This is a genomic window from Pseudomonas karstica (assembly GCF_009707515.1).
In the GTDB taxonomy this organism is placed as follows: Bacteria; Pseudomonadota; Gammaproteobacteria; order Pseudomonadales; family Pseudomonadaceae; genus Aquipseudomonas; species Aquipseudomonas karstica.
Genome location: NZ_WLYI01000001.1, coordinates 283,276 through 301,974, shown reverse-complemented (window position 1 = coordinate 301,974; position 18,699 = coordinate 283,276). Strand labels below are relative to the sequence as shown.

Here is an 18,699-nt window from a genome sequence, read left to right as displayed (position 1 = left end):
ACCTTAACCGAAGAACCAGTAACACACCGCGATTGCAGCAACGACACCGGCAAACTCCGCCAACAATGCACAGCCAACGGCATGCCGCGCCCGCTGGATCCCTACCGAACCGAAATACACCGCCAGCACATAAAAGGTGGTCTCGGTACTGCCCTGAATCGTTGCCGCCACCAACGCCGGGAAACTGTCCACTCCCTGGGTTTGCATCGTCTCAATCAGCATTGCCCGCGCCGCACTGCCGGAGAACGGCTTGACCATGGCCGTCGGCAAGGCATCGACGAAGCGCGTATCCATGCCGGTCCAGGCCACCAGATGGCGAATTCCTTCCAAGCCGAACTCCAGCGCCCCGGAAGCCCGCAACACCCCCACCGCACAGAGCATCGCCACCAGGTAAGGCAGCAGGTTCTTGGCGACGTCAAAACCTTCTTTGGCACCTTCGACAAACGCCTCGTACACCTTCACCTTGCGCAGCGCGCCGATCACCAGGAACAACATGATCAGCCCGAACAATGTCAGGTTGCCGAGGATTGATGACAGGCCGGCCAGGGCTGTGGCGGATAGCGTCGCCAGCAACGCCATGAAACCGCCCAGCACCAACGCGCCCGGAATCAGGTAGGCCAACACCACCGGATCCCACAAGCGCAGACGCTGCATGATAGCCACCGACAACAGGCCCACCAGGGTCGAGGCGCTGGTAGCCAGCAAAATCGGCAGGAATACCAGCGTCGGGTCAGGCGCACCTTGCTGGGCGCGGTACATAAAGATGGTCACCGGCAGCAGAGTCAGGGAGGACGCGTTGAGCACCAGGAACAGGATTTGCGCATTACTGGCGGTGTTGGGGATGGGGTTGAGCTCTTGCAGCGCCCTCATGGCTTTCAAGCCGATAGGCGTAGCGGCATTGTCCAAGCCCAGGCCGTTGGCGGCGAAATTGAGGGTGATCAGGCCAATGGCCGGATGGCCAGCAGGCACCTCTGGCATCAGGCGGCGAAACAACGGGCCCAAGGCCTTGGCCAGCCAGTCGACAATTCCGGCTTTCTCGGCAATGCGCAGAAAACCCAGCCACAAGGTCAGGGTGCCGAACAGCAGCACCATCACTTCTACCGACAGCTTGGCCATGGCGAAAATGCTTTCCACCATTGCCGCAAAGACCCCGGCGTTACCACCAACCAGCCATTGCGCCAGTGCCGACACCATTGCCACGACAAAGAAGCCAAGCCACAGGCCATTGAGCATCAGTTAAATCCCCCGAAAGATGGGGCGAATGATAGCGGGGCTGACAGAAACGACAAACCCCGGATTTCCCGGGGTTTGCGTAGGACCGAGCCTAAACAGGTGCCATCAGCCGCGAGAGGCTTCGCCAACCGGCAGCGCTTGCTTGCTGCGCCAGTGCGGCAGGGAGTTCCAGTAGCGTTCGCCCTTGGCATCGTCGTACATGCCTTCCCAGCGCGAGATAACCAGCACCGCCAGGGCGTTGCCAATCACGTTGAGTGCGGTACGGGCCATGTCCATGACACGGTCGACCCCGGCGATGAACGCCAGGCCTTCCAACGGAATGCCCACGCTGCCCAAGGTGGCCAGCAGCACCACGAACGACACGCCTGGCACGCCGGCGATGCCTTTGGAGGTGACCATCAGGGTCAGCACCAGCATCAGTTGCTGGCCAATCGACAAGTCGATGCCATACAGCTGGGCGATAAAGATCGCGGCGATGCTCTGGTACAGGGTCGAACCGTCGAGGTTGAACGAATAGCCGGTAGGCACCACGAAGCTGCAGATAGCTTTCGGCGCGCCATAGGCTTCCATCTTCTCGATCACCCGCGGCAACACGGTTTCGGAGCTGGCGGTAGAGTAGGCCAGCACCAACTCGTCCTTGAAGATGCGCATCAGCTTGATCACCGAAAAGCCAAACAGGCGAGCGATCAGGCCCAGGATCACAAACGCGAAGAACAGAATCGCGACGTAAACCAGGATCACCAGCTTGGCCAGCGGCAGCAAGGAGGCAAAGCCGAAGTTGGCCACCGTCACCGCGATCAGCGCAAATACACCAATGGGCGCGTACTTCATGATCATGTGGGTGACTTTGAACATGCTCTCGGACACGCCCTGGAACATGTTCACCAGCGGCTCGCGCAACTCCGGCTTGAGGCTCGACAAGCCCAGGCCGAACAGCACGGAGAAGAAGATGATCGGCAGCATGTCACCGCGAGCCACAGCGGCGAAGATATTCGACGGGATCAGGTTGAGGATGGTCTGGATGAATGCATGTTCATGCTGAACTTCGGCGGCGGTCGCCTGGTACTTGGAGATATCGACGGTACCCAAGGTACTCATGTCGATGCCGGCACCGGGATGGAACACGTTCGCCAGCAACAGACCGACCACAATGGCAATGGTGGTGACGATTTCGAAGTAAAGGATAGTTTTCACACCGATCCGACCGAGCTTTTTCGCATCACCTACACCGGCGATTCCGACAATCAGCGACGAAATCACGATCGGGATCACGATCATCTTGATCAGGCGGATAAAGATATCGCCAGCTGGTTGCAGCACGTTGCTGATCCACCAGGCTTTTTCGGCGCTGAAATGGTTGAGCAGCGCACCGATTGCAATCCCCAATACCAAACCGATGAGGATCTGCCAGGCGAGGCTTAGCTTTGCCTTCTTCATGTCATTACCCTTACTTCAAGTGGACTCAGGCAGATGCGCCAGCTGGAACGCTCGAGAGCGAAAAAGTGTGTGCATCGGCCCCCGTAGAAGGTCACTACCAGCCACCGGAACGGTTCACTGGCAGGGAAAAAAGGCGCAACTATTCCGATGCAAAGGGGCGGCGTCTAATGCCGTAAACGCCTACCCTATGCCGAATCGGCATGAGTTTTTTTAGAAATTTCTGTCTGATCGGTCAGTTCGAATAAGCCATTTCGGCCGGCATATCTGCCGTGAACCGGTAATTTCAGGCTCGCGCAGAGATTTTATGGATTTTATAGCAAGGAATAAAAACCTTTAAAATTCCTACGCATACCCTCAAAAAGTTGGTCTGACGAAGGCCAAACTTTCTCGATAGATGGTCGCGCGGAAACACTAAGAATTGGTTGAAGTGAAGCGAAAAGGAAATTTGCAACTATGAGCTGCATAAGAGAAGAACTGCATGAGCGCTGCAAGCCTGTCGCAAGTTCAACAAGCCATCCGGCCTGAGAACCTGCGGCACAGCTTTCCTCCTGACCCGGCCCTCGCGCAGGCACTCCCTGCACCCGTAGGTCACGCCGATCCCGTTGGATCAGAACAACCCGGCCCCCTGGTCATGCACCACCGTTATAGAGTGGTACAAACAGAAAGGAGCGGGGGGCTCCTTTCTATGTAGGTCAGCTCCCTCAGACGGAGCCTAATACCAATTGGGATCTCTCTTCAGCTGCTCTTTAAGCAGCCCCTGCATGCCTTCGTTTGGCTTACCAAGGAAACGGTATTCGGCGTGCCGTGTCGGGGACTTGTCCGCCGGCAAGCCGGCCGGCACTTCCACCAGCATCCCGTAGGCGTGCTTCTTGTCGAAGCTGACAGCCACAATCAGGCGTTTGCTCAGACAGGTCTGTTCGGTTTCACAGAGCGGTCCGACCAAGTATTGATCGCCGTCTTCCGTCACCGCATTCATTTGCTCGGCAGAACCGGAAAGGTTCATCACCCACTCAGGCAGACGCTCTTCCTCCTTGACCACACCCTGCCAGGTTTCGCGGTATTGCGGGTCCGCGCTCAGCAGCTCGTTGACCCTGGACTGGCCATCATTGGTAGCCATGGCCAAGCCGCTGCCGCCCAACAACAGGACGGCAGCTACAGCTTTAAGAGACGAATTGAACATATTCAGCCTCGGCCACGACGACTAAAGAAGAAGGAAGCGATGAACATCACCAGGAAGACCACAAACAGAATCTTGGCAATACCCGTGGCGGTGCCCGCGATACCACCGAAGCCCAGGACTGCAGCCACAATGGCGATGATCAGAAATGTGATTGCCCAACTCAACATGGTGATTCTCCTTTCGCTTCTTTAAGAGGTAACAGCGCTACAACCCTGCAGGCGCCCAACTAGAGCAGCCGCTTCATGCCTAAAATACCCAACGCTCCTGATAAGGCAGGTCATCCAAGGCCGAGCCTTGATCAACCGCCATCAATTGCGGGGCTGTCACGTCGGCGGCTGCGCTGCCAACAGAACGGAAATGGGTCTGCGTCGTCATCGCACGCTCGAACTGCGGAGCAGGCTGCTGGCTCTGCTTCCAATGCTGCAACTGCTGACCACCGATCAAGGTCACCATTAATACCAAGCTGGCAAACAGGCCTTGCTGCAAACGCAGCGGCGATACATGCAATAGGCTGAAGCGTTGGCGAGTCATCCTGATTCTCTCCGCATTCTGATTATTGGGTTAGGGCCGTCGGCTGTTTAAGTGCCTGACGACGCTTATAGGAGAAGCATTGCAGCCCGCATGCCAGTTTTTAATTGAAATAAATTTCAATTAAATCAATTGGTTATTATTAATACGATTTTCTTCTCGCGAGCATCCTGCACGATAGTGCTGTCCACACCGTGCGAAATGCACGATGGTCACTGGTCGGATCAAGGGAGCGCAAATGAAAGTCGGGATGCCGAAGTGGCACAGGTTGCTTGAACAGGCTAATCAGCCCCTGTTTGAGGGTCTGTCGCAGATAGCTGCACAGCAGGGCATTTAATCAATCAGAATAAACCATGCAACTTGCCCGATTATTGCGGGACTAAACAAGATCATTCATTTTTAAAGGAGCGTGGGACAGATGGAATCAGCCAAGGAACTTCAAGGCCGCATTCTTTTAGTGGATGACGAATCCGCGATCCTTCGCACCTTCCGCTACTGCCTGGAAGATGAAGGCTACACCGTAGCCACTGCCAGCAGCGCCGCCCAAGCCGATGCCCTGCTGCAACGCCAAGTGTTCGATTTGTGCTTCCTGGACCTGCGCCTGGGGGAAGACAACGGTCTGGATGTGCTGGCGCAAATGCGCATCCAGGCGCCTTGGATGCGCGTGGTGATTGTCACTGCCCATTCGGCCGTCGACACCGCCGTAGACGCCATTCAAGCCGGGGCTGCGGATTATCTGGTTAAGCCGTGCAGCCCCGACCAACTGCGCCTGGCCACCGCCAAACAACTGGAAGTGCGTCAGCTCTCGGCCCGCCTGGAAGCACTGGAAGGCGAAGTGCGCCAACCCAAGGATGGCCTCGACTCCCACAGCCCGGCGATGATGACAGTGCTGGAAACCGCGCGCCAAGTGGCCAGCACTGATGCCAATATCCTGATCTTGGGTGAGTCCGGCACCGGCAAAGGTGAGCTGGCCCGGGCAATTCATGGCTGGAGCAAACGCGCAAAGAAATCCTGCATCACCATCAACTGCCCTTCGTTGACGGCGGAGCTGATGGAAAGCGAGCTCTTCGGCCACAGCCGCGGCGCCTTCACCGGCGCCAGCGAAAGCACCTTGGGGCGAGTCAATCAGGCCGATGGTGGCACGCTGTTTCTCGATGAGATCGGCGATTTCCCCCTCACGTTACAACCCAAGTTACTGCGTTTCATCCAGGACAAGGAATACGAACGCGTGGGCGACCCGGTCACTCGCCGCGCTGATGTGCGGATCCTGGCAGCCACCAACCTGAACCTGGAAGACATGGTCCGTGATGGACGCTTTCGCGAAGACTTGCTGTATCGCCTGAACGTCATCACTTTGCACCTGCCGCCTCTGCGCGAGCGCAGCGAAGACATCCTCACCCTCGCCGACCGTTTCCTGGCGCGCTTCGTCAAGGAATACGCACGACCTGCCCGGGGCTTCAGCGATGAGGCCCGGGAAGCGCTGCTCAACTACCGCTGGCCAGGCAATATCCGCGAACTGCGTAACGTAGTCGAACGGGCCAGCATCATCTGCCCACAAGAGAAGGTCGAGATCAGCCACCTCGGAATGGCCGAGCAACCGACCAACAACGCCCCGCGCATCGGTGCGTTATTGAGTCTGGATGAGCTGGAAAAAGCCCATATCGGTGCGGTGCTGGCCACCAGCGACACCCTTGATCAGGCGGCCAGAACCCTCGGCATTGACGCGTCGACGCTGTACCGCAAACGCAAGCAGTACAATCTGTGAGCTGCGCCCTATGAAAATTGCGATGAAACTGCGTACTCGGCTTTTTTTGAGTATTTCAGCGCTGATCACCGTTGCCCTGCTGGGATTACTGCTGGGCCTGGTGAGCGTCATGCAAATGGCCAAGGCCCAGGAGTCGCTGATTCACAGCAATTTCATCACCCTGGACCTGGGGCTCAAACTGCGCCAGTCCCTGGGTAACCAATTGATCACGATGCTGAACGAACACCCGGACCAGGCCGTGTTGCAGGCTTCAAAACAGCAGTTTTTGGACCTGCTGGACCAAGGAATCACCCACGAACAGGAGGATGGCAAGAGCAGCGGGTTCAGCCAGGCGCGAGCCGATTACCTGAACTTCCTGCAAGCCTTCAACGAGCCCCCTCAAATTTCTCCAGCGCCGGGCAACAACGATAAGCTCACCAACACCTTCAACGTGCTGCGCAACGGTCTCCTTGCCGAACACCGAAATGCCCTGGAAAACATCAACGACACCGAGCACAAGTCACGGGAGCGTGCCTTGCTGGTTGCCGGCCTGCTGGGATTGGTCGGCCTTTCGGTACTGATCATCGGCTTCATCACCGCCCACGGCATCGCACGCCGCTTTGGTGCGCCAATCGAGGCACTGGCCAAGGCCGCCGACAAGATCGGCCAGGGTAACTTCGAAGTGACGCTGCCGATCTCCTCGGCTGCGGAAATGAACCTGTTGACCCGACGCTTCGGCATCATGGCAGAAGCCTTGCGTCAGCATCAGGCGACCAATGTCGATGAACTGCTCGCAGGTCAGCAGCGCCTGCAGGCGGTGCTCGACAGCATCGACGATGGTTTGCTGATGATCGACCGCCAAGGCCGCCTGGAACACTTGAACCCGGTAGCGCAGCGCCAATTGGGCTGGGAGGGGCATCGCCTGGGGCAAGGCCTGGGCGAAGCACTTGAGCGCCCGGAGCTGGATGAGCAACTGCACCTGGTGTTGCGCGGTGGCAACCTGGAGCGGGCGCCCGAAGATCTGGAGGTAGAAGTTGAGGGCGAGCTGCGCCTGCTGACCTACAGCCTGACGCCAGTCATCCATACCCAAGGGCATATTTTGGGGGCGGTGATGGTGTTGCACGACGTCACCGAACAACGCGCCTTCGAGCGAGTGCGCAGTGAGTTTGTATTGCGCGCCTCCCATGAGCTGCGTACGCCGGTCACCGGCATGCACATGGCGTTCGGCCTGTTCCAGGAGCGAGCGAAGTTTGCTCCCGAGTCTCGCGAAGCCGACCTGTTGAGCACGGTCAATGAAGAAATGCAGCGCCTGATGCAACTGATCAATGACTTGCTCAACTTCTCGCGCTACCAGAACGGTTTGCAGAAACTCACCCTGGCGCCTTGTGATATCACTGATCTGCTTGAGCATGCCCGCGCCCGCTTCGCGGAACAAGCAAACGCGCAACACATCGAACTGCTGGTGGAAGAGCAATCTCAATTGCCGAGGCTCCATGCCGATCAGGCACAGCTGGAACGTGTCCTCGACAACTTGCTGGGCAATGCCCTGCGCCATACCGCCGAAGGTGGGCAAATCCATCTGCAGGCGCGTCGTCACGGCGAACGGGTAATCGTCAGCGTCGAGGACAATGGCGAAGGCATTGCCTACGGCCAGCAGGGACGGATCTTCGAACCCTTCGTCCAGGTGGGCCGCAAGAAAGGAGGTGCCGGCCTGGGGTTGGCGCTGTGCAAGGAAATCGTGCAATTGCACGGCGGACGCATGGGTGTTTATTCGCGCCCCGGGCAAGGAACGCAGTTTTATATGGCACTGCCGTTGTGAGATTTGAGCTGCAAGGTTCTAGCTTGCAGCTAACGCTGATTCAGAACGCGCAAGATCGCCGCACTTTCAGCGTCCGGCGTCCCATCAAACAACGATGCCCGAAAACGCATCTGGAACGCGGCCAGCACATGGCGCGTTGCCACATCCAGCTCACCCGTCTGCGGTGTCGGGTAGCCCAATCGCACCAACTCCTCCTGGAACCAAGTAATACTCGGCAGCTCGTTGCTGTACTGCGCCTTATAGCGAGCGACTGCCTGGGCGTCCGGCCAAATCCCGAGCCCCTCGTCAGCCAGGCGCTTCCAGGGGAATAACGGTCCCGGATCCAGTTTGCGCAGCGGCGCTATGTCGCTGTGGCCAATGATATTTCGCGGCTCGATCTTGTTACGTTTGCTGATGTCCTTGAGCAAGACCACCAACGCCTGGACCTGTGCCTCGGAGTATGGATACCAGACCCGACCTGTGGGTGTATCACGATAGCCGGGGTTAACAATCTCGATCCCGATGGAGCTGGAATTGAGCCAGGTGCGGCCCATCCATTCACTGTCCCCGGCATGCCAGGCGCGCTGGCTTTCATCCACCAGCTTATAGATGGTGGCGGGCGCGTCGTCGCCGATCAGGTAATGACTGCTGACCTGACCTTGAGTCAGCAGCGCCAGGGAGCGCTCAAGCGAAGTAGAGGTGTAGTGCACGACGACAAATTGCACGCGGTTATCGTGGTTTACCGAAGGGTGGTCGGTATCCAGGCGAGGACCGCTCGCGCAGCCGGCGAGCATCAGAAGCAGAAAGGCAGAGCACAGAAATTTCATGGCAGAAGACGGTACGCTTAAAGACAATAATGCAATAGTGTAACGTACCTATTGCCAGCGAGCGGGCAAATACGGGCGCTTTATACAAAATGGAACATTTTTTAAGCGGCCTGCACTTGATTGCGCCCGGCAGCCTTGGCCCGATACAACGCTTCGTCGGCGCGCTTGAGCGCCAACTCACTGCGCTCCCCCGGCTGAAGCTGCGCCATGCCGATAGATACCGTGATCGTCACAGGCTCACCCTTGAAATGAAACGGGCAGGTTTCGATAGCCGCACGAAGCCTTTCACCCAGCGCCAATGCATCGCCCAAGGCTGAGTCCGGCATCAGCAAGACAAACTCCTCACCGCCAAAGCGAGCCATAAAGTCCGTAGGTCGCAGTTGCTTGCTGAATACGCTGGCGATAATTTTCAATACCTTATCACCCGCCAGATGGCCATAGTTGTCGTTGATACGCTTGAAATAATCAAGGTCGAGCATGGCCAACGACAAGTTGTTGCCACACTGATGCCAGGTATTGACCTCATGCTCCAGGCGCTCGCTCCAGGCCGCACGATTGGGCAACTCGGTGAGCGGATCGACCAAGGCTTTCTGGCGCTGCACCTCAAGATGCTCGCGATAACCCCGGGCCTCTTGCTCCATGTTGGCGACCCGTGCTGCCAGCCCCTGCAAACGCGCTGCGACGTCCTGATCGCGCTGGTCGCGTTGCCGCTGATGCTGGTCCATGGTGCCCAACAAACCTTCAAGATGGCTTTCCAGTACCTGCTTGAGGCTATCCAGGTCGCCAGCCTCTTGAACACTGCTTTGCAGGCCACCCACCTGCTCACGAATCTGTGTATCCAGTGCCCGCGCAGCCAAGCGGCTATCCGCGTGCCCCTCACTGGCAGCCCGTAAATTGCTCTGGAACGCGTCAAGCCGACCGTTGAGCTGCTTGAGATAGGCCTCGAACTCGTGTTGGCCGCTGTTGGTAATCGCCAGCAGCAACACCGCCAGATCGTCGAGGATCGGCAGCAACTCATACCAATTCAGCCCCTGGGCCAGCCGCTCGCGCATGGCTTCGGCCTGGGGCCGATGGCGTTCGGGCAAAGACAGGTCTTCCAGCAAGCCGAGTAGGGTGTCTTCGATGTGCTTGGCCACCGAGCTGTAAGAAGGCTCGGGAGAGTCCGGCAGGGCATACAGAACATTCTGCGCCAACGCTTCAGGGTCGAGGCCTTCCGGCTCTTCGGCCATAACGGGCGGCAAGGAGAGGCTGCCGATGACCGTGAGCTCTGGCGTATTGATCTGTGTCGCTGGCGCCGAAACCATGGCGGCGAGCGCGCTTTCGGGTACCGCTACCTCCGTCTCGGCGTCAGACGGCTCGGGTGCCTGGGACGCGAGGGTTTCTGACAGTGCTTCGATAACCGGCACATGCGGTGCGACATTTACGGGCGAGGGAAACACAACCTCGGCGGTTTCTTGCGCCGCAGCATACTCAGCCTCGGACGCAGGCGCTTTGGCGGCGGTCTCCCTTGCACCAAACAGGCGCTGCAGCAATCCCGGGCGACTGGGCTCACCATCCGGCTCCAGCCTATTCAACGCCTGCCCCTGAAGATCACTCAACTCACTGAGCAGCAGCGGAATCTCCCGCGACTTGCCCACTCGGCTATCCAATTGCCTGGCAAAAGCCTTCAGCGGGCGACTGACCTCACGGGGCAGAGGCAACGCCTGCAATTGCGTGACCAATGCGCTGAGCGCACTGCTGATCTGATCAACCCGGGTTTCCCGCCGTTGTTCGGAGTCCAGCACCGCTTTTTCCAGCCGTGGCAACAAAGCCGCCAAGGCTGCGTCCATGTCATCCGAACGGACGACATCGCGCATTTCCTTCATACATTGATCAACCGCGCGGTCAGTCCCTTCAGCGGCCAAGGTGCTGCGTACCAGCCCCCGGCGCAGCAGGTCGAGGCGGGCCGCCCAACGGCGCTCAAGCTTGTCTTGTTGCTCAACGCTTAACAGGTATTTTTCTTTCCAGCGCTGGGCATCGTCGCTCATGCCAGGGATCCGCGAGGGCCGGGGCTCAACGCGGGTAATGCATCAGCCGTGAGCGAACCCGGCAAACGAATTTCTACCGCAACCGGCAGGTGATCGGAGATTGGCTGCGCCAGCACCTGTACGCTTTCAAGTGTCAGGGTCGGGCTTAGCAGGATATGGTCAAGACAACGTTGCGGACGCCAACTGGGAAACGTGGCCTCGACTTGCGGGGCCAGTAACCCAAGGTCGCGTAATGGAGAGTTCTGCAACAGGTCGTTGGCATGGGTGTTCATGTCCCCCATCAACACTTGGTGCTTGTAATCGCTAATCAACTCTCGGATGTAGGAGAGTTGCAGGGTTCGGGTTCGAGCCCCCAACGCCAGATGCATCATCACCACCACCAACGCCTCGGGACCTTCACCGAAACGCACAAGAATGGCTCCCCGGCCTTTGGGGCCCGGCAAGGGATGATCCTCGATCGCCCAGGGCTTCAGGCGGCTAAGCACGCCATTGCTGTGCTGGCCGAGTCTTCCGAGGTTGCGGTTGAGTTGTTGATACCAATAGGGAAAAGCACCCAACTGGGCCAGATGCTCCACCTGATTGACGTAGCCGGAACGCAAGCTGCCACCGTCGGCCTCCTGCAGGGCTACCAGGTCGAAGTCACCCAATAGATCGCCAATCTTTTGCAGATTGCCGGCACGTCCGTTGTGGGGCAGCAAATGCTGCCAGCCACGAGTCAGGTAATGCCGGTACTTCTCGGTACTGATCCCCACCTGGATATTGAAGCTGAGCAGGCGTAGACGGCTGTCTGCCGGCAGGCCTGTGGATTCCAGATGGTGCTCATTGACTCGCGGATCATGCAAGCCAACGACGCGTTCGGTACCCCAGCGGCGCATGACGGGCCCCTTACTTGGCTGCACGCTCTTTGGCGATCAGCTGGTCGGCAACGTTCAGGGTTTCTTCCGGACCACCGGAGGTGCCCAGGTCGAAGCGGTACTTGCCGTTGACGATCATGGTTGGAACGCCCTGCACACCGTATTTCTGGGCAAGTTCCTTGGCCTTTTTAATCTGGCCCTGGATAGCGAAGGAGTTGAAGGTCGCCAGGAATTTTTCCTTATCAACACCCTGAGTGGCGATGAAGTCAGCCATTTCCTCAGGTTTGGTCAGGCGCTTGCCTTCTTTCTGGATCGCATTGAACACAGCGTTGTGGACCTTGTGCTCAACACCCATGGCTTCCAGGGTCAGGAACAGTTGGCCGTGGGCATCCCAAGGGCCGCCGAACATGGCCGGGATACGTACGAAATTCACGTCCGATGGCAACTTCTCGGCCCAAGGGTTGATGGTCGGCTCAAACGCGTAGCAATGCGGGCAGCCATACCAGAACAGCTCCACGACTTCGATCTTGCCCGGCACGGCAACTGGCACAGGATTGGCCAGCTCAACATAGGTTTTACCCGCTTCAAGCGGCACATCGGCAGCTTGTGCAGTCATGCCGAAGAGGCTGGCAGTGACGAGAGCGGCGCTGAGGATCAGATTACGCATGCTTTACTCCTGGACAAATAAAGTCGCCTCGCGCGACCTTTATTCAGACAGGTCTACACGGGCATGAGTTCGTTAGTGTAACGGCAGCGGCCACAAAAAAGGGCGGCCAAAGCCACCCTTTTTATGCTTGCATCGACGGATTAATCGAGCGTTAACATTGCAGGTCTTAATGCAGGCCTTGAATGTAGCTGGAGACGGCAGCGATGTCTTCGTCGCTCAGCTTACGGGCGATAGTGCGCATGGTCTGAGCATCACCATCGTTGTTTCGACCAGCTTCTTCCTTACGGAAGTCCGTCAACTGCTTGGCGATGTATTGAGCATGCTGGCCACTCAGATGCGGGAAGCCAGCGGCAGCATTGCCTGCGCCGTTTGGCGAGTGGCACCCGGTGCAGGCGGGTAGGCCTTTATCCAGATCGCCGCCGCGGAACAACTTCTCTCCGCGCGCCACAAGTTTCGGATCTGCGGCCCCAACGCTGCCCTTCTGGCTGGCATAATATGCCGCGATATCCGCCAGGTCCTGATCGCTGAGGTTGGTCAGCAAGCCGGTCATTTCCAGGACCGTGCGCTTGCCATCCTTGATGTCGTGCATCTGCTTGGTCAGGTAACGCTCGCCCTGACCTGCCAGTTTGGGGAAGTTTGGCGCCGGGCTGTTGCCATCCGGTCCATGGCAAGCACCACATACGGCGGCTTTCGCCTGGCCAGCAGTGGCGTCGCCTGCAGCATGGGCAACACCGGTGATGCCCAAGGTCAACAGCAGACTCACGATCAGTTTGTTCATCAGCTAATCCAACTACGGCTAAGGGTTATAGAGTTGAACCGGGTTTACTCGCCATCAAACGAATGATGGCCTGGTAATCCTCGGCACTGCATTCCATGCACAAACCACGCGGCGGCATCGCTTTGAAACCCTGGATCACGTGTTGCACCAGCGTATCCATGCCTTGCGCCAATCTCGGCTCCCAAGCTGCCTGGTCACCCCGTTTGGGGGCCGAGGGCAGTTGTCCGGCATGGCAGGCCACGCAAACGCGGTTGTACACACCTTCCGGATCCTGTGTAGCCTGAGCGCTATAAAGCGGCATCAAGGCACTGACAGCTAGCAACCACTTGGTCATGCAACAACCTTTTCAGGGTTTGAGAGCGTTTTGCGTTCTAATGCGCAATAAAGGTCTATCGCCCCCGTGAACTTCATCCTTCGCTGGGACAAAGCACACACAAAATCTGCGGCATTATATACTGGCGCTACTGAAACGGAAACGACACCGCTTGCCGCACCCATTCCCGGCACCGCCCACATCGGAAATCTCATGCAACTCAAGAATCCCATCCTCGGTCTGTGCCAACAGTCCACCTTCATGCTCAGCGCCGCCAAAGTCGACCAATGCCCCGACGACGAAGGCTTCGAAGTAGCCTTCGCCGGCCGTTCCAATGCTGGCAAATCCAGCGCGCTGAACACCCTGACCCATGCCAGCCTGGCACGCACCTCAAAAACACCAGGGCGTACACAGTTACTCAACTTCTTCAAACTAGACGATGATCGGCGTCTGGTCGACCTGCCGGGCTACGGTTATGCAAAAGTACCCATCCCGTTGAAGCTGCACTGGCAGCGTCACCTGGAGGCCTATCTGGGCGGCCGGGAGAGTTTGAAGGGTTTGATTCTGATGATGGACATCCGTCATCCAATGACCGATTTCGACCTGCTGATGCTTGACTGGGCCGTCGCCAGCGGCATGCCAATGCATATTCTGCTGACCAAGGCTGACAAGCTGACCTACGGCGCAGCGAAAAATACCTTACTCAAGGTACAAGCTGAAATTCGCAAAAGTTGGGGTGATGCGATCACTATCCAGTTGTTCTCGGCGCCAAAACGCCTGGGCCTGGAAGACGCCTACACCGTGCTGGCAGGCTGGATGGAGTTGGCGGACAAAGGCTCTGAAGCGGCCGAATAATACGTTTTGGGCGAAAACGCAGGCAAAAAAAACCCCGGACTTCGTATGGGGAGGGAAGTTCGGGGTACAAGTTCCGGACCGCTAGGGTGCAGTCCGGATATCTGCCAACACTTAACACAACATAGGAGCATTGAAGGGCTTCACCACCCATTCAGTAGCTCTGAGTGGCTTTCATGGGTTAAGTTCCGGCAAGCTGGAAAAACTATTGGAAATAGCCGTTAGTGTTTTCCACCTAAAAAGCCGACATTCATTTGCCGCGACAAAAACCCGTTTTCAATGAGCTTCATCCCAGTTGTTGCCTACCCCGACGTCAACCAGCAACGGCACATCCAGCTTCGCCGCAGCACTCATGTGCTCGCGAATTTTCTCGCTGACTTCGGCCACCAGATCCTCACGGACTTCAAGCACCAGTTCGTCGTGTACCTGAAGGATGACCTTGGCATCCAGGCCTGATGCGCTCAGCCAGTCGTCCACCTTGACCATTGCCTTCTTGATGATATCTGCCGCAGTACCCTGCATCGGCGCATTGATCGCCGTACGCTCTGCACCGGCGCGCTCCTGAGGCCTGTTGGAGTGAATATCCGGCAGATACAGCCGACGTCCGAACAGGGTTTCCACATAACCCTGATCAGAGGCCTGGGCGCGGGTTCGCTCCATATACTCGCGAACCCCGGGATAGCGGGCGAAGTAGACATCGATGTAGGCCTTGGCCGTCTTGGTGTCGACGCCAATGTCCTTGCCCAGTTTCTGCGCCCCCATGCCGTAGATCAGGCCGAAGTTGATCGCCTTGGCACTGCGGCGCTGATCGGACGTGACCTCTCCCAGCTCAACCTTGAACACCTCGGCCGCCGTGGCCGTGTGAACATCCAGATTGTCGCGAAACGCATTCAGCAAACCTTCGTCCTTGGACAAATGCGCCATGATGCGCAGCTCGATCTGCGAATAGTCCGCCGCCAGCAACTTGTAGCCTTTGGGGGCGACGAATGCCTGACGGATCCGCCGGCCTTCTGCGGTACGCACCGGAATGTTCTGCAAGTTGGGGTCGCTGGAGGACAGACGCCCGGTCGCAGCCACAGCCTGATGGTACGAGGTATGAATACGCCCGGTGCGCGGGTTGATCTGCTCGGGCAATCGGTCGGTGTACGTGCTTTTCAACTTGCTCATGCTGCGGTACTGCATCAGTACCTTGGGCAGCGGATAGTCATCTTCGGCCAACTTGGCCAGCACTTCCTCAGCGGTAGAGGCCTGGCCCTTGCCGGTCTTCTTCAGTACCGGCAGTCCCAACTTTTCGTAGAGGATCACCCCCAATTGCTTGGGCGAGCCGAGGTTGAACTCCTCGCCAGCGATCTCAAACGCCTCGCGCTCCAGCTCCACCATCTTGTTGCCCAACTCAATACTCTGGACGCCCAGCAGCTGCGCATCCACCAAGGCGCCCTGGCGCTCGATGCGGGCCAACACCGGCACCAACGGCATCTCGATGTCCGTCAACACGCCAGCCAGGCTCGGCAGAGCAGTAAGCTGCTCGTACAGCGCCTGGTGCAGGCGCAGGGTGACATCGGCATCTTCAGCCGCATAAGGGCCGGCCTGCTCAAGGGGAATCTGGTCGAAGGTCAGTTGCTTGGCGCCCTTGCCGGCGATGTCCTGAAAGCTGACCGTGTCATGGCCCAGGTACATTTTCGCCAGACTGTCCATGTCGTGCCGGGTCGCGGTGGAGTTCAAGACGTAGGATTCGAGCATGGTATCGAAGGCTATGCCGCGCACGGTGATGCCGCATGCAGGGTCACCGCCGATGGCGCAGTTGGCCAGAATGTTCATGTCGAACTTGGCGTGCTGGCCGACCTTGAGTTTGTGCGGATCCTCCAGCAATGGCTTCAAGGCCAGCAGGACGGTGTCCCGGTCCAGTTGCTGCGGCACGCCGATGTAGGAATGGGTCAACGGGATGTAGGCCGCTTCATTCGCCTGGACCGCAAAGGACACACCAACCAACTGCGCTTGCTGGGCATCGATCCCGGTGGTTTCGGTATCGAAGGCGAACAACTTCGCATCACTGAGTTTCTTCAGCCAGATATCGAGTCGAGCTTGGTCAAGGATGGTTTCGTACACCGTCTCGACAGGAACCGGCGCGGCCGTCTCAATCGTGCCCTTTGCGACAGCAGTTACAGGAGCAACCTCGTTAACCACCTTCAGCTCGACACGCCTGGTATCGCGCTGAATCTCTTCAAACCAGCTCTTGAACTCAAGCAAGGTGTAAAGCTCAAGCAGCTTTTCACGATCCGGCTCAACCAGGTGCAAATCTTCCAGCCCTATATCCAGTGGCACATCGATCTTGATGGTTGCCAGTTGGTAGGAGAGGAAAGCCATCTCCTTATGCTCCACCAGCTTGGCCGGCAAGGTCTTGGCCCCCCGGATTGGCAGGGCCGGGACGATATCGAGCTGCTCGTAAAGCTCTTTCAGGCCACCATTGACGCCCACCAGCAAGCCGGACGCGGTCTTCGGCCCGATGCCCGGAACACCTGGAATGTTGTCGGACGAATCCCCCATCAGTGCCAGATAGTCGATGATCTGTTCGGGAGCGACACCGAATTTCTCCTTCACTCCCTCAATGTCCATGGCGCTACCGGTCATGGTGTTGACCAAGGTAATGTGCCCATCTACCAACTGTGCCATGTCTTTGTCGCCCGTGGAGATCACCACCGGCCGGTCGGCAGCCGCGCTACTGCGGGCCAGGGTGCCAATCACGTCGTCTGCCTCGACACCTTCGACACACAGCAACGGAAAGCCCAGGGCGACCACGCTTTGGTGCAGCGGCTCGATCTGCAGGCGCATATCGTCAGGCATACTCGGGCGGTTGGCCTTGTATTCGGCATACATCTCGTCGCGAAATGTCCCGCCCTTGGCGTCGAACACCACCGCGAACGGACTGTCCGGGTACTGTTTGCGCAGGCTCTTGAGCATGTTCAACACGCCCTTGACCGCACCGGTCGGCAGGCCTTTGGAGGTGGTCAGCGGTGGCAGCGCATGAAAGGCGCGGTACAGATATGAAGAACCGTCCACCAGGACGAGGGGGGCTTGGCTCATGAGCAGAATCAACCTTTTCGGCGGGTCAGGCGCTAGAATAGCCGGACCAATGACGACAAAGGGACAAGGTTATCATGCGTACACTAAATCGCCTGTTGCTGACGGGTTTGATTGCATTCGTTCCGCTGGCCGCCGTCGCGGCAGACACTGCACCCTCGGGAGACCCGGAAGTTACTATCCGCACCGAAGGCGACAAGACGATTCAGGAATACCGCCAAAACGGCTTCCTGTATGCCATCAAGGTTACCCCCAAGGGCGCACCGCCTTATTTCCTGGTGCGCGCGGACGGAACCGATGCGAATTTCATTCGCTCGGACCAGCCGGATATGCTGATCCCGTCATGGAAGATCTTCGAATGGAAATGATTTCTTAACTTTAATCGGCGCTGCGACCTGCAGCGCCCGTACTGGCAGTTTTAACCATGTCTGTGTTCACCCCCCTGGCTCGGCCCGAGCTGGAAACCTTTCTCGCCCCTTACGGACTCGGCCGCCTGCTTGACTTCCAGGGGATCGCTGCCGGTAGTGAAAACACCAATTTCTTCATCAGCCTGGAACAGGGCGAGTTTGTCCTGACCCTGATTGAACGCGGCCCCGTGCAGGAAATGCCGTTCTTCATCGAACTGCTGGATGTACTCCACGAGGCCGACCTGCCAGTGCCTTACGCCCTGCGCACCACCGACGGCGTAGCCCTGCGCATGCTTGCCGGCAAGCCGGCGCTGCTGCAACCGCGCCTGGCAGGCAAGCACGTCAAGGACGCCAATGCCCAACATTGCGTACAAGTGGGCGAGTTGCTTGGCCATCTGCACCTGGCAACCCAAACCAAAGTGCTGGAGCGCAAGACCGATCGCGGGCTGGACTGGATGCTCAGCGAAGGCACACAACTGATCTCGCACCTTGATCAGGAACAACAGCGTCTACTGCAAGACGCCCTGGATGAAATCGAAACGCACAAGGCGCAGATCCTCGCGCTGCCCCAGGCCAATATCCACGCCGACCTGTTTCGCGACAACGCGATGTTCGAAGGCACCCACCTGACCGGGCTGATCGATTTCTACAACGCCTGCTCCGGGCCGATGCTGTACGACGTGGCCATTGCCTTGAATGACTGGTGCTCGGATGCCGACGGCGTCATTGACGGGCAACGGGCGCGGGCATTGTTGGGGGCTTATGCGGGTTTGCGACCGTTTACCGCGAAGGAAGCGCAGCTGTGGCCGACGATGCTGCGGGTGGCATGTGTACGGTTCTGGCTGTCACGGCTGATCGCGGCCGAATCCTTTGCCGGCCAGGATGTACTGATTCACGACCCGGCCGAGTTTCAGCAGCGCTTGGCCCAGCGTCAGCAGGTCAGCACACCGCTGCCGTTTGCCCTGTAATTCCCTGT

Annotated in this window: 17 protein-coding genes; 5 read left to right on the top strand and 12 right to left on the bottom strand. The window is 58.1% G+C overall.

What is annotated here, in order from left to right; all coding sequences use genetic code 11:
• Positions 1-3: 3 nt before the first annotated feature.
• The 5 genes from GIR22_RS01390 to GIR22_RS01370 all read right to left on the bottom strand — a co-directional run bounded on the left by GIR22_RS01390 (position 4) and on the right by GIR22_RS01370 (position 4,381).
• Entirely contained in the window at positions 4-1,233 is a 1,230-nt protein-coding gene (locus GIR22_RS01390) for a nucleoside recognition domain-containing protein (protein WP_154741544.1), read from the bottom strand.
• Positions 1,234-1,338: 105 nt separating this feature from the next.
• Positions 1,339-2,670: a glutamate/aspartate:proton symporter GltP gene (gltP, locus tag GIR22_RS01385; protein WP_154741543.1), complete on the bottom strand. Its 1,332-nt coding sequence runs from the start codon at positions 2,668-2,670 to the stop codon at positions 1,339-1,341.
• A 712-nt stretch (positions 2,671-3,382) separates the two neighbouring features.
• Complete coding sequence (locus tag GIR22_RS01380; RefSeq protein ID WP_154741542.1) at positions 3,383-3,850, bottom strand: inhibitor of vertebrate lysozyme family protein; 468 nt, start codon at positions 3,848-3,850, stop codon at positions 3,383-3,385.
• Positions 3,851-3,852: 2 nt separating this feature from the next.
• Positions 3,853-4,017 carry a DUF1328 domain-containing protein gene (locus tag GIR22_RS01375; RefSeq protein ID WP_020798027.1) on the bottom strand — a complete coding sequence of 55 codons (165 nt, stop codon included), beginning with the start codon at positions 4,015-4,017 and terminating at the stop codon, positions 3,853-3,855.
• Positions 4,018-4,096: 79 nt separating this feature from the next.
• Positions 4,097-4,381: a hypothetical protein gene (locus GIR22_RS01370; RefSeq protein ID WP_154741541.1), complete on the bottom strand. Its 285-nt coding sequence runs from the start codon at positions 4,379-4,381 to the stop codon at positions 4,097-4,099.
• Between the two features lie 415 nt (positions 4,382-4,796).
• Here GIR22_RS01370 and algB point away from each other — a divergent pair, with 415 nt between their 5' ends.
• Positions 4,797-6,143 (top strand): sigma-54-dependent response regulator transcription factor AlgB, encoded by a 1,347-nt coding sequence (gene algB, locus GIR22_RS01365; RefSeq protein WP_154741540.1) that lies wholly within the window; start codon positions 4,797-4,799, stop codon positions 6,141-6,143.
• A 10-nt stretch (positions 6,144-6,153) separates the two neighbouring features.
• Positions 6,154-7,941, top strand: coding sequence for a KinB sensor domain-containing domain (locus tag GIR22_RS01360; RefSeq protein WP_154741539.1), 1,788 nt, complete (start codon positions 6,154-6,156; stop codon positions 7,939-7,941).
• Positions 7,942-7,970: 29 nt separating this feature from the next.
• Here the strand turns inward: GIR22_RS01360 and GIR22_RS01355 are convergent, their stop codons facing one another.
• From GIR22_RS01355 to GIR22_RS01330, 6 genes are all read right to left on the bottom strand, one after another.
• A complete protein-coding gene (locus GIR22_RS01355) occupies positions 7,971-8,747 on the bottom strand; it encodes an N-acetylmuramoyl-L-alanine amidase (RefSeq protein ID WP_154741538.1) in 777 nt (258 codons plus the stop codon).
• 101 nt (positions 8,748-8,848) lie between these two features.
• Complete coding sequence (locus tag GIR22_RS01350) at positions 8,849-10,774, bottom strand: GGDEF domain-containing protein (RefSeq protein WP_154741537.1); 1,926 nt, start codon at positions 10,772-10,774, stop codon at positions 8,849-8,851.
• On the bottom strand, positions 10,771-11,649 hold the full coding sequence (locus GIR22_RS01345) for an endonuclease/exonuclease/phosphatase family protein (protein WP_154741536.1): 879 nt from the start codon (positions 11,647-11,649) through the stop codon (positions 10,771-10,773). Before GIR22_RS01345 ends, GIR22_RS01350 begins: the two co-directional genes overlap by 4 nt.
• 10 nt (positions 11,650-11,659) lie before the next feature.
• Positions 11,660-12,295 (bottom strand): thiol:disulfide interchange protein DsbA/DsbL, encoded by a 636-nt coding sequence (locus GIR22_RS01340; RefSeq protein ID WP_154741535.1) that lies wholly within the window; start codon positions 12,293-12,295, stop codon positions 11,660-11,662.
• Positions 12,296-12,461: 166 nt separating this feature from the next.
• Entirely contained in the window at positions 12,462-13,073 is a 612-nt protein-coding gene (locus GIR22_RS01335) for a c-type cytochrome (RefSeq protein ID WP_154741534.1), read from the bottom strand.
• Positions 13,074-13,098: 25 nt separating this feature from the next.
• Entirely contained in the window at positions 13,099-13,407 is a 309-nt protein-coding gene (locus GIR22_RS01330; protein ID WP_154741533.1) for a c-type cytochrome, read from the bottom strand.
• 192 nt (positions 13,408-13,599) lie between these two features.
• On the opposite strand from GIR22_RS01330, the gene yihA reads away from it, so the two are divergent.
• Positions 13,600-14,241 carry a ribosome biogenesis GTP-binding protein YihA/YsxC gene (gene yihA / locus GIR22_RS01325; protein WP_154741532.1) on the top strand — a complete coding sequence of 214 codons (642 nt, stop codon included), beginning with the start codon at positions 13,600-13,602 and terminating at the stop codon, positions 14,239-14,241.
• Positions 14,242-14,514: 273 nt separating this feature from the next.
• On the opposite strand, the gene polA is transcribed toward yihA, so the two are convergent.
• A complete protein-coding gene (gene polA / locus GIR22_RS01320; RefSeq protein ID WP_154741531.1) occupies positions 14,515-17,319 on the bottom strand; it encodes a DNA polymerase I in 2,805 nt (934 codons plus the stop codon).
• Between the two features lie 74 nt (positions 17,320-17,393).
• Between polA and GIR22_RS01315 the strand changes: the two genes are divergently transcribed.
• Both GIR22_RS01315 and GIR22_RS01310 read left to right on the top strand, forming a co-directional pair.
• Positions 17,394-17,684, top strand: a complete 291-nt coding sequence (locus tag GIR22_RS01315; RefSeq protein ID WP_154741530.1) for a DUF2782 domain-containing protein — start codon at positions 17,394-17,396, stop codon at positions 17,682-17,684.
• Positions 17,685-17,740: 56 nt separating this feature from the next.
• Complete coding sequence (locus GIR22_RS01310) at positions 17,741-18,691, top strand: homoserine kinase (protein WP_154741529.1); 951 nt, start codon at positions 17,741-17,743, stop codon at positions 18,689-18,691.
• Positions 18,692-18,699: the final 8 nt, after the last annotated feature.

Bases quoted from the DNA above. Each gene is read 5' to 3' on its own strand.
- GIR22_RS01380 (WP_154741542.1), bottom strand. From the start codon at position 3,850: ATGTTCAATTCGTCTCTTAAAGCTGTAGCTGCCGTCCTGTTGTTGGGC.
- GIR22_RS01375 (WP_020798027.1), bottom strand. From the start codon at position 4,017: ATGTTGAGTTGGGCAATCACATTTCTGATCATCGCCATTGTGGCTGCA.
- GIR22_RS01315 (WP_154741530.1), top strand. From the start codon at position 17,394: ATGCGTACACTAAATCGCCTGTTGCTGACGGGTTTGATTGCATTCGTT.
- yihA (WP_154741532.1), top strand. From the start codon at position 13,600: ATGCAACTCAAGAATCCCATCCTCGGTCTGTGCCAACAGTCCACCTTC.
- GIR22_RS01350 (WP_154741537.1), bottom strand. From the start codon at position 10,774: ATGAGCGACGATGCCCAGCGCTGGAAAGAAAAATACCTGTTAAGCGTT.
- GIR22_RS01340 (WP_154741535.1), bottom strand. From the start codon at position 12,295: ATGCGTAATCTGATCCTCAGCGCCGCTCTCGTCACTGCCAGCCTCTTC.
- GIR22_RS01345 (WP_154741536.1), bottom strand. From the start codon at position 11,649: ATGCGCCGCTGGGGTACCGAACGCGTCGTTGGCTTGCATGATCCGCGA.
- GIR22_RS01335 (WP_154741534.1), bottom strand. From the start codon at position 13,073: ATGAACAAACTGATCGTGAGTCTGCTGTTGACCTTGGGCATCACCGGT.
- polA (WP_154741531.1), bottom strand. From the start codon at position 17,319: ATGAGCCAAGCCCCCCTCGTCCTGGTGGACGGTTCTTCATATCTGTAC.
- GIR22_RS01370 (WP_154741541.1), bottom strand. From the start codon at position 4,381: ATGACTCGCCAACGCTTCAGCCTATTGCATGTATCGCCGCTGCGTTTG.
- GIR22_RS01390 (WP_154741544.1), bottom strand. From the start codon at position 1,233: ATGCTCAATGGCCTGTGGCTTGGCTTCTTTGTCGTGGCAATGGTGTCG.
- GIR22_RS01360 (WP_154741539.1), top strand. From the start codon at position 6,154: ATGAAAATTGCGATGAAACTGCGTACTCGGCTTTTTTTGAGTATTTCA.
- GIR22_RS01310 (WP_154741529.1), top strand. From the start codon at position 17,741: ATGTCTGTGTTCACCCCCCTGGCTCGGCCCGAGCTGGAAACCTTTCTC.
- GIR22_RS01355 (WP_154741538.1), bottom strand. From the start codon at position 8,747: ATGAAATTTCTGTGCTCTGCCTTTCTGCTTCTGATGCTCGCCGGCTGC.
- gltP (WP_154741543.1), bottom strand. From the start codon at position 2,670: ATGAAGAAGGCAAAGCTAAGCCTCGCCTGGCAGATCCTCATCGGTTTG.
- GIR22_RS01330 (WP_154741533.1), bottom strand. From the start codon at position 13,407: ATGACCAAGTGGTTGCTAGCTGTCAGTGCCTTGATGCCGCTTTATAGC.
- algB (WP_154741540.1), top strand. From the start codon at position 4,797: ATGGAATCAGCCAAGGAACTTCAAGGCCGCATTCTTTTAGTGGATGAC.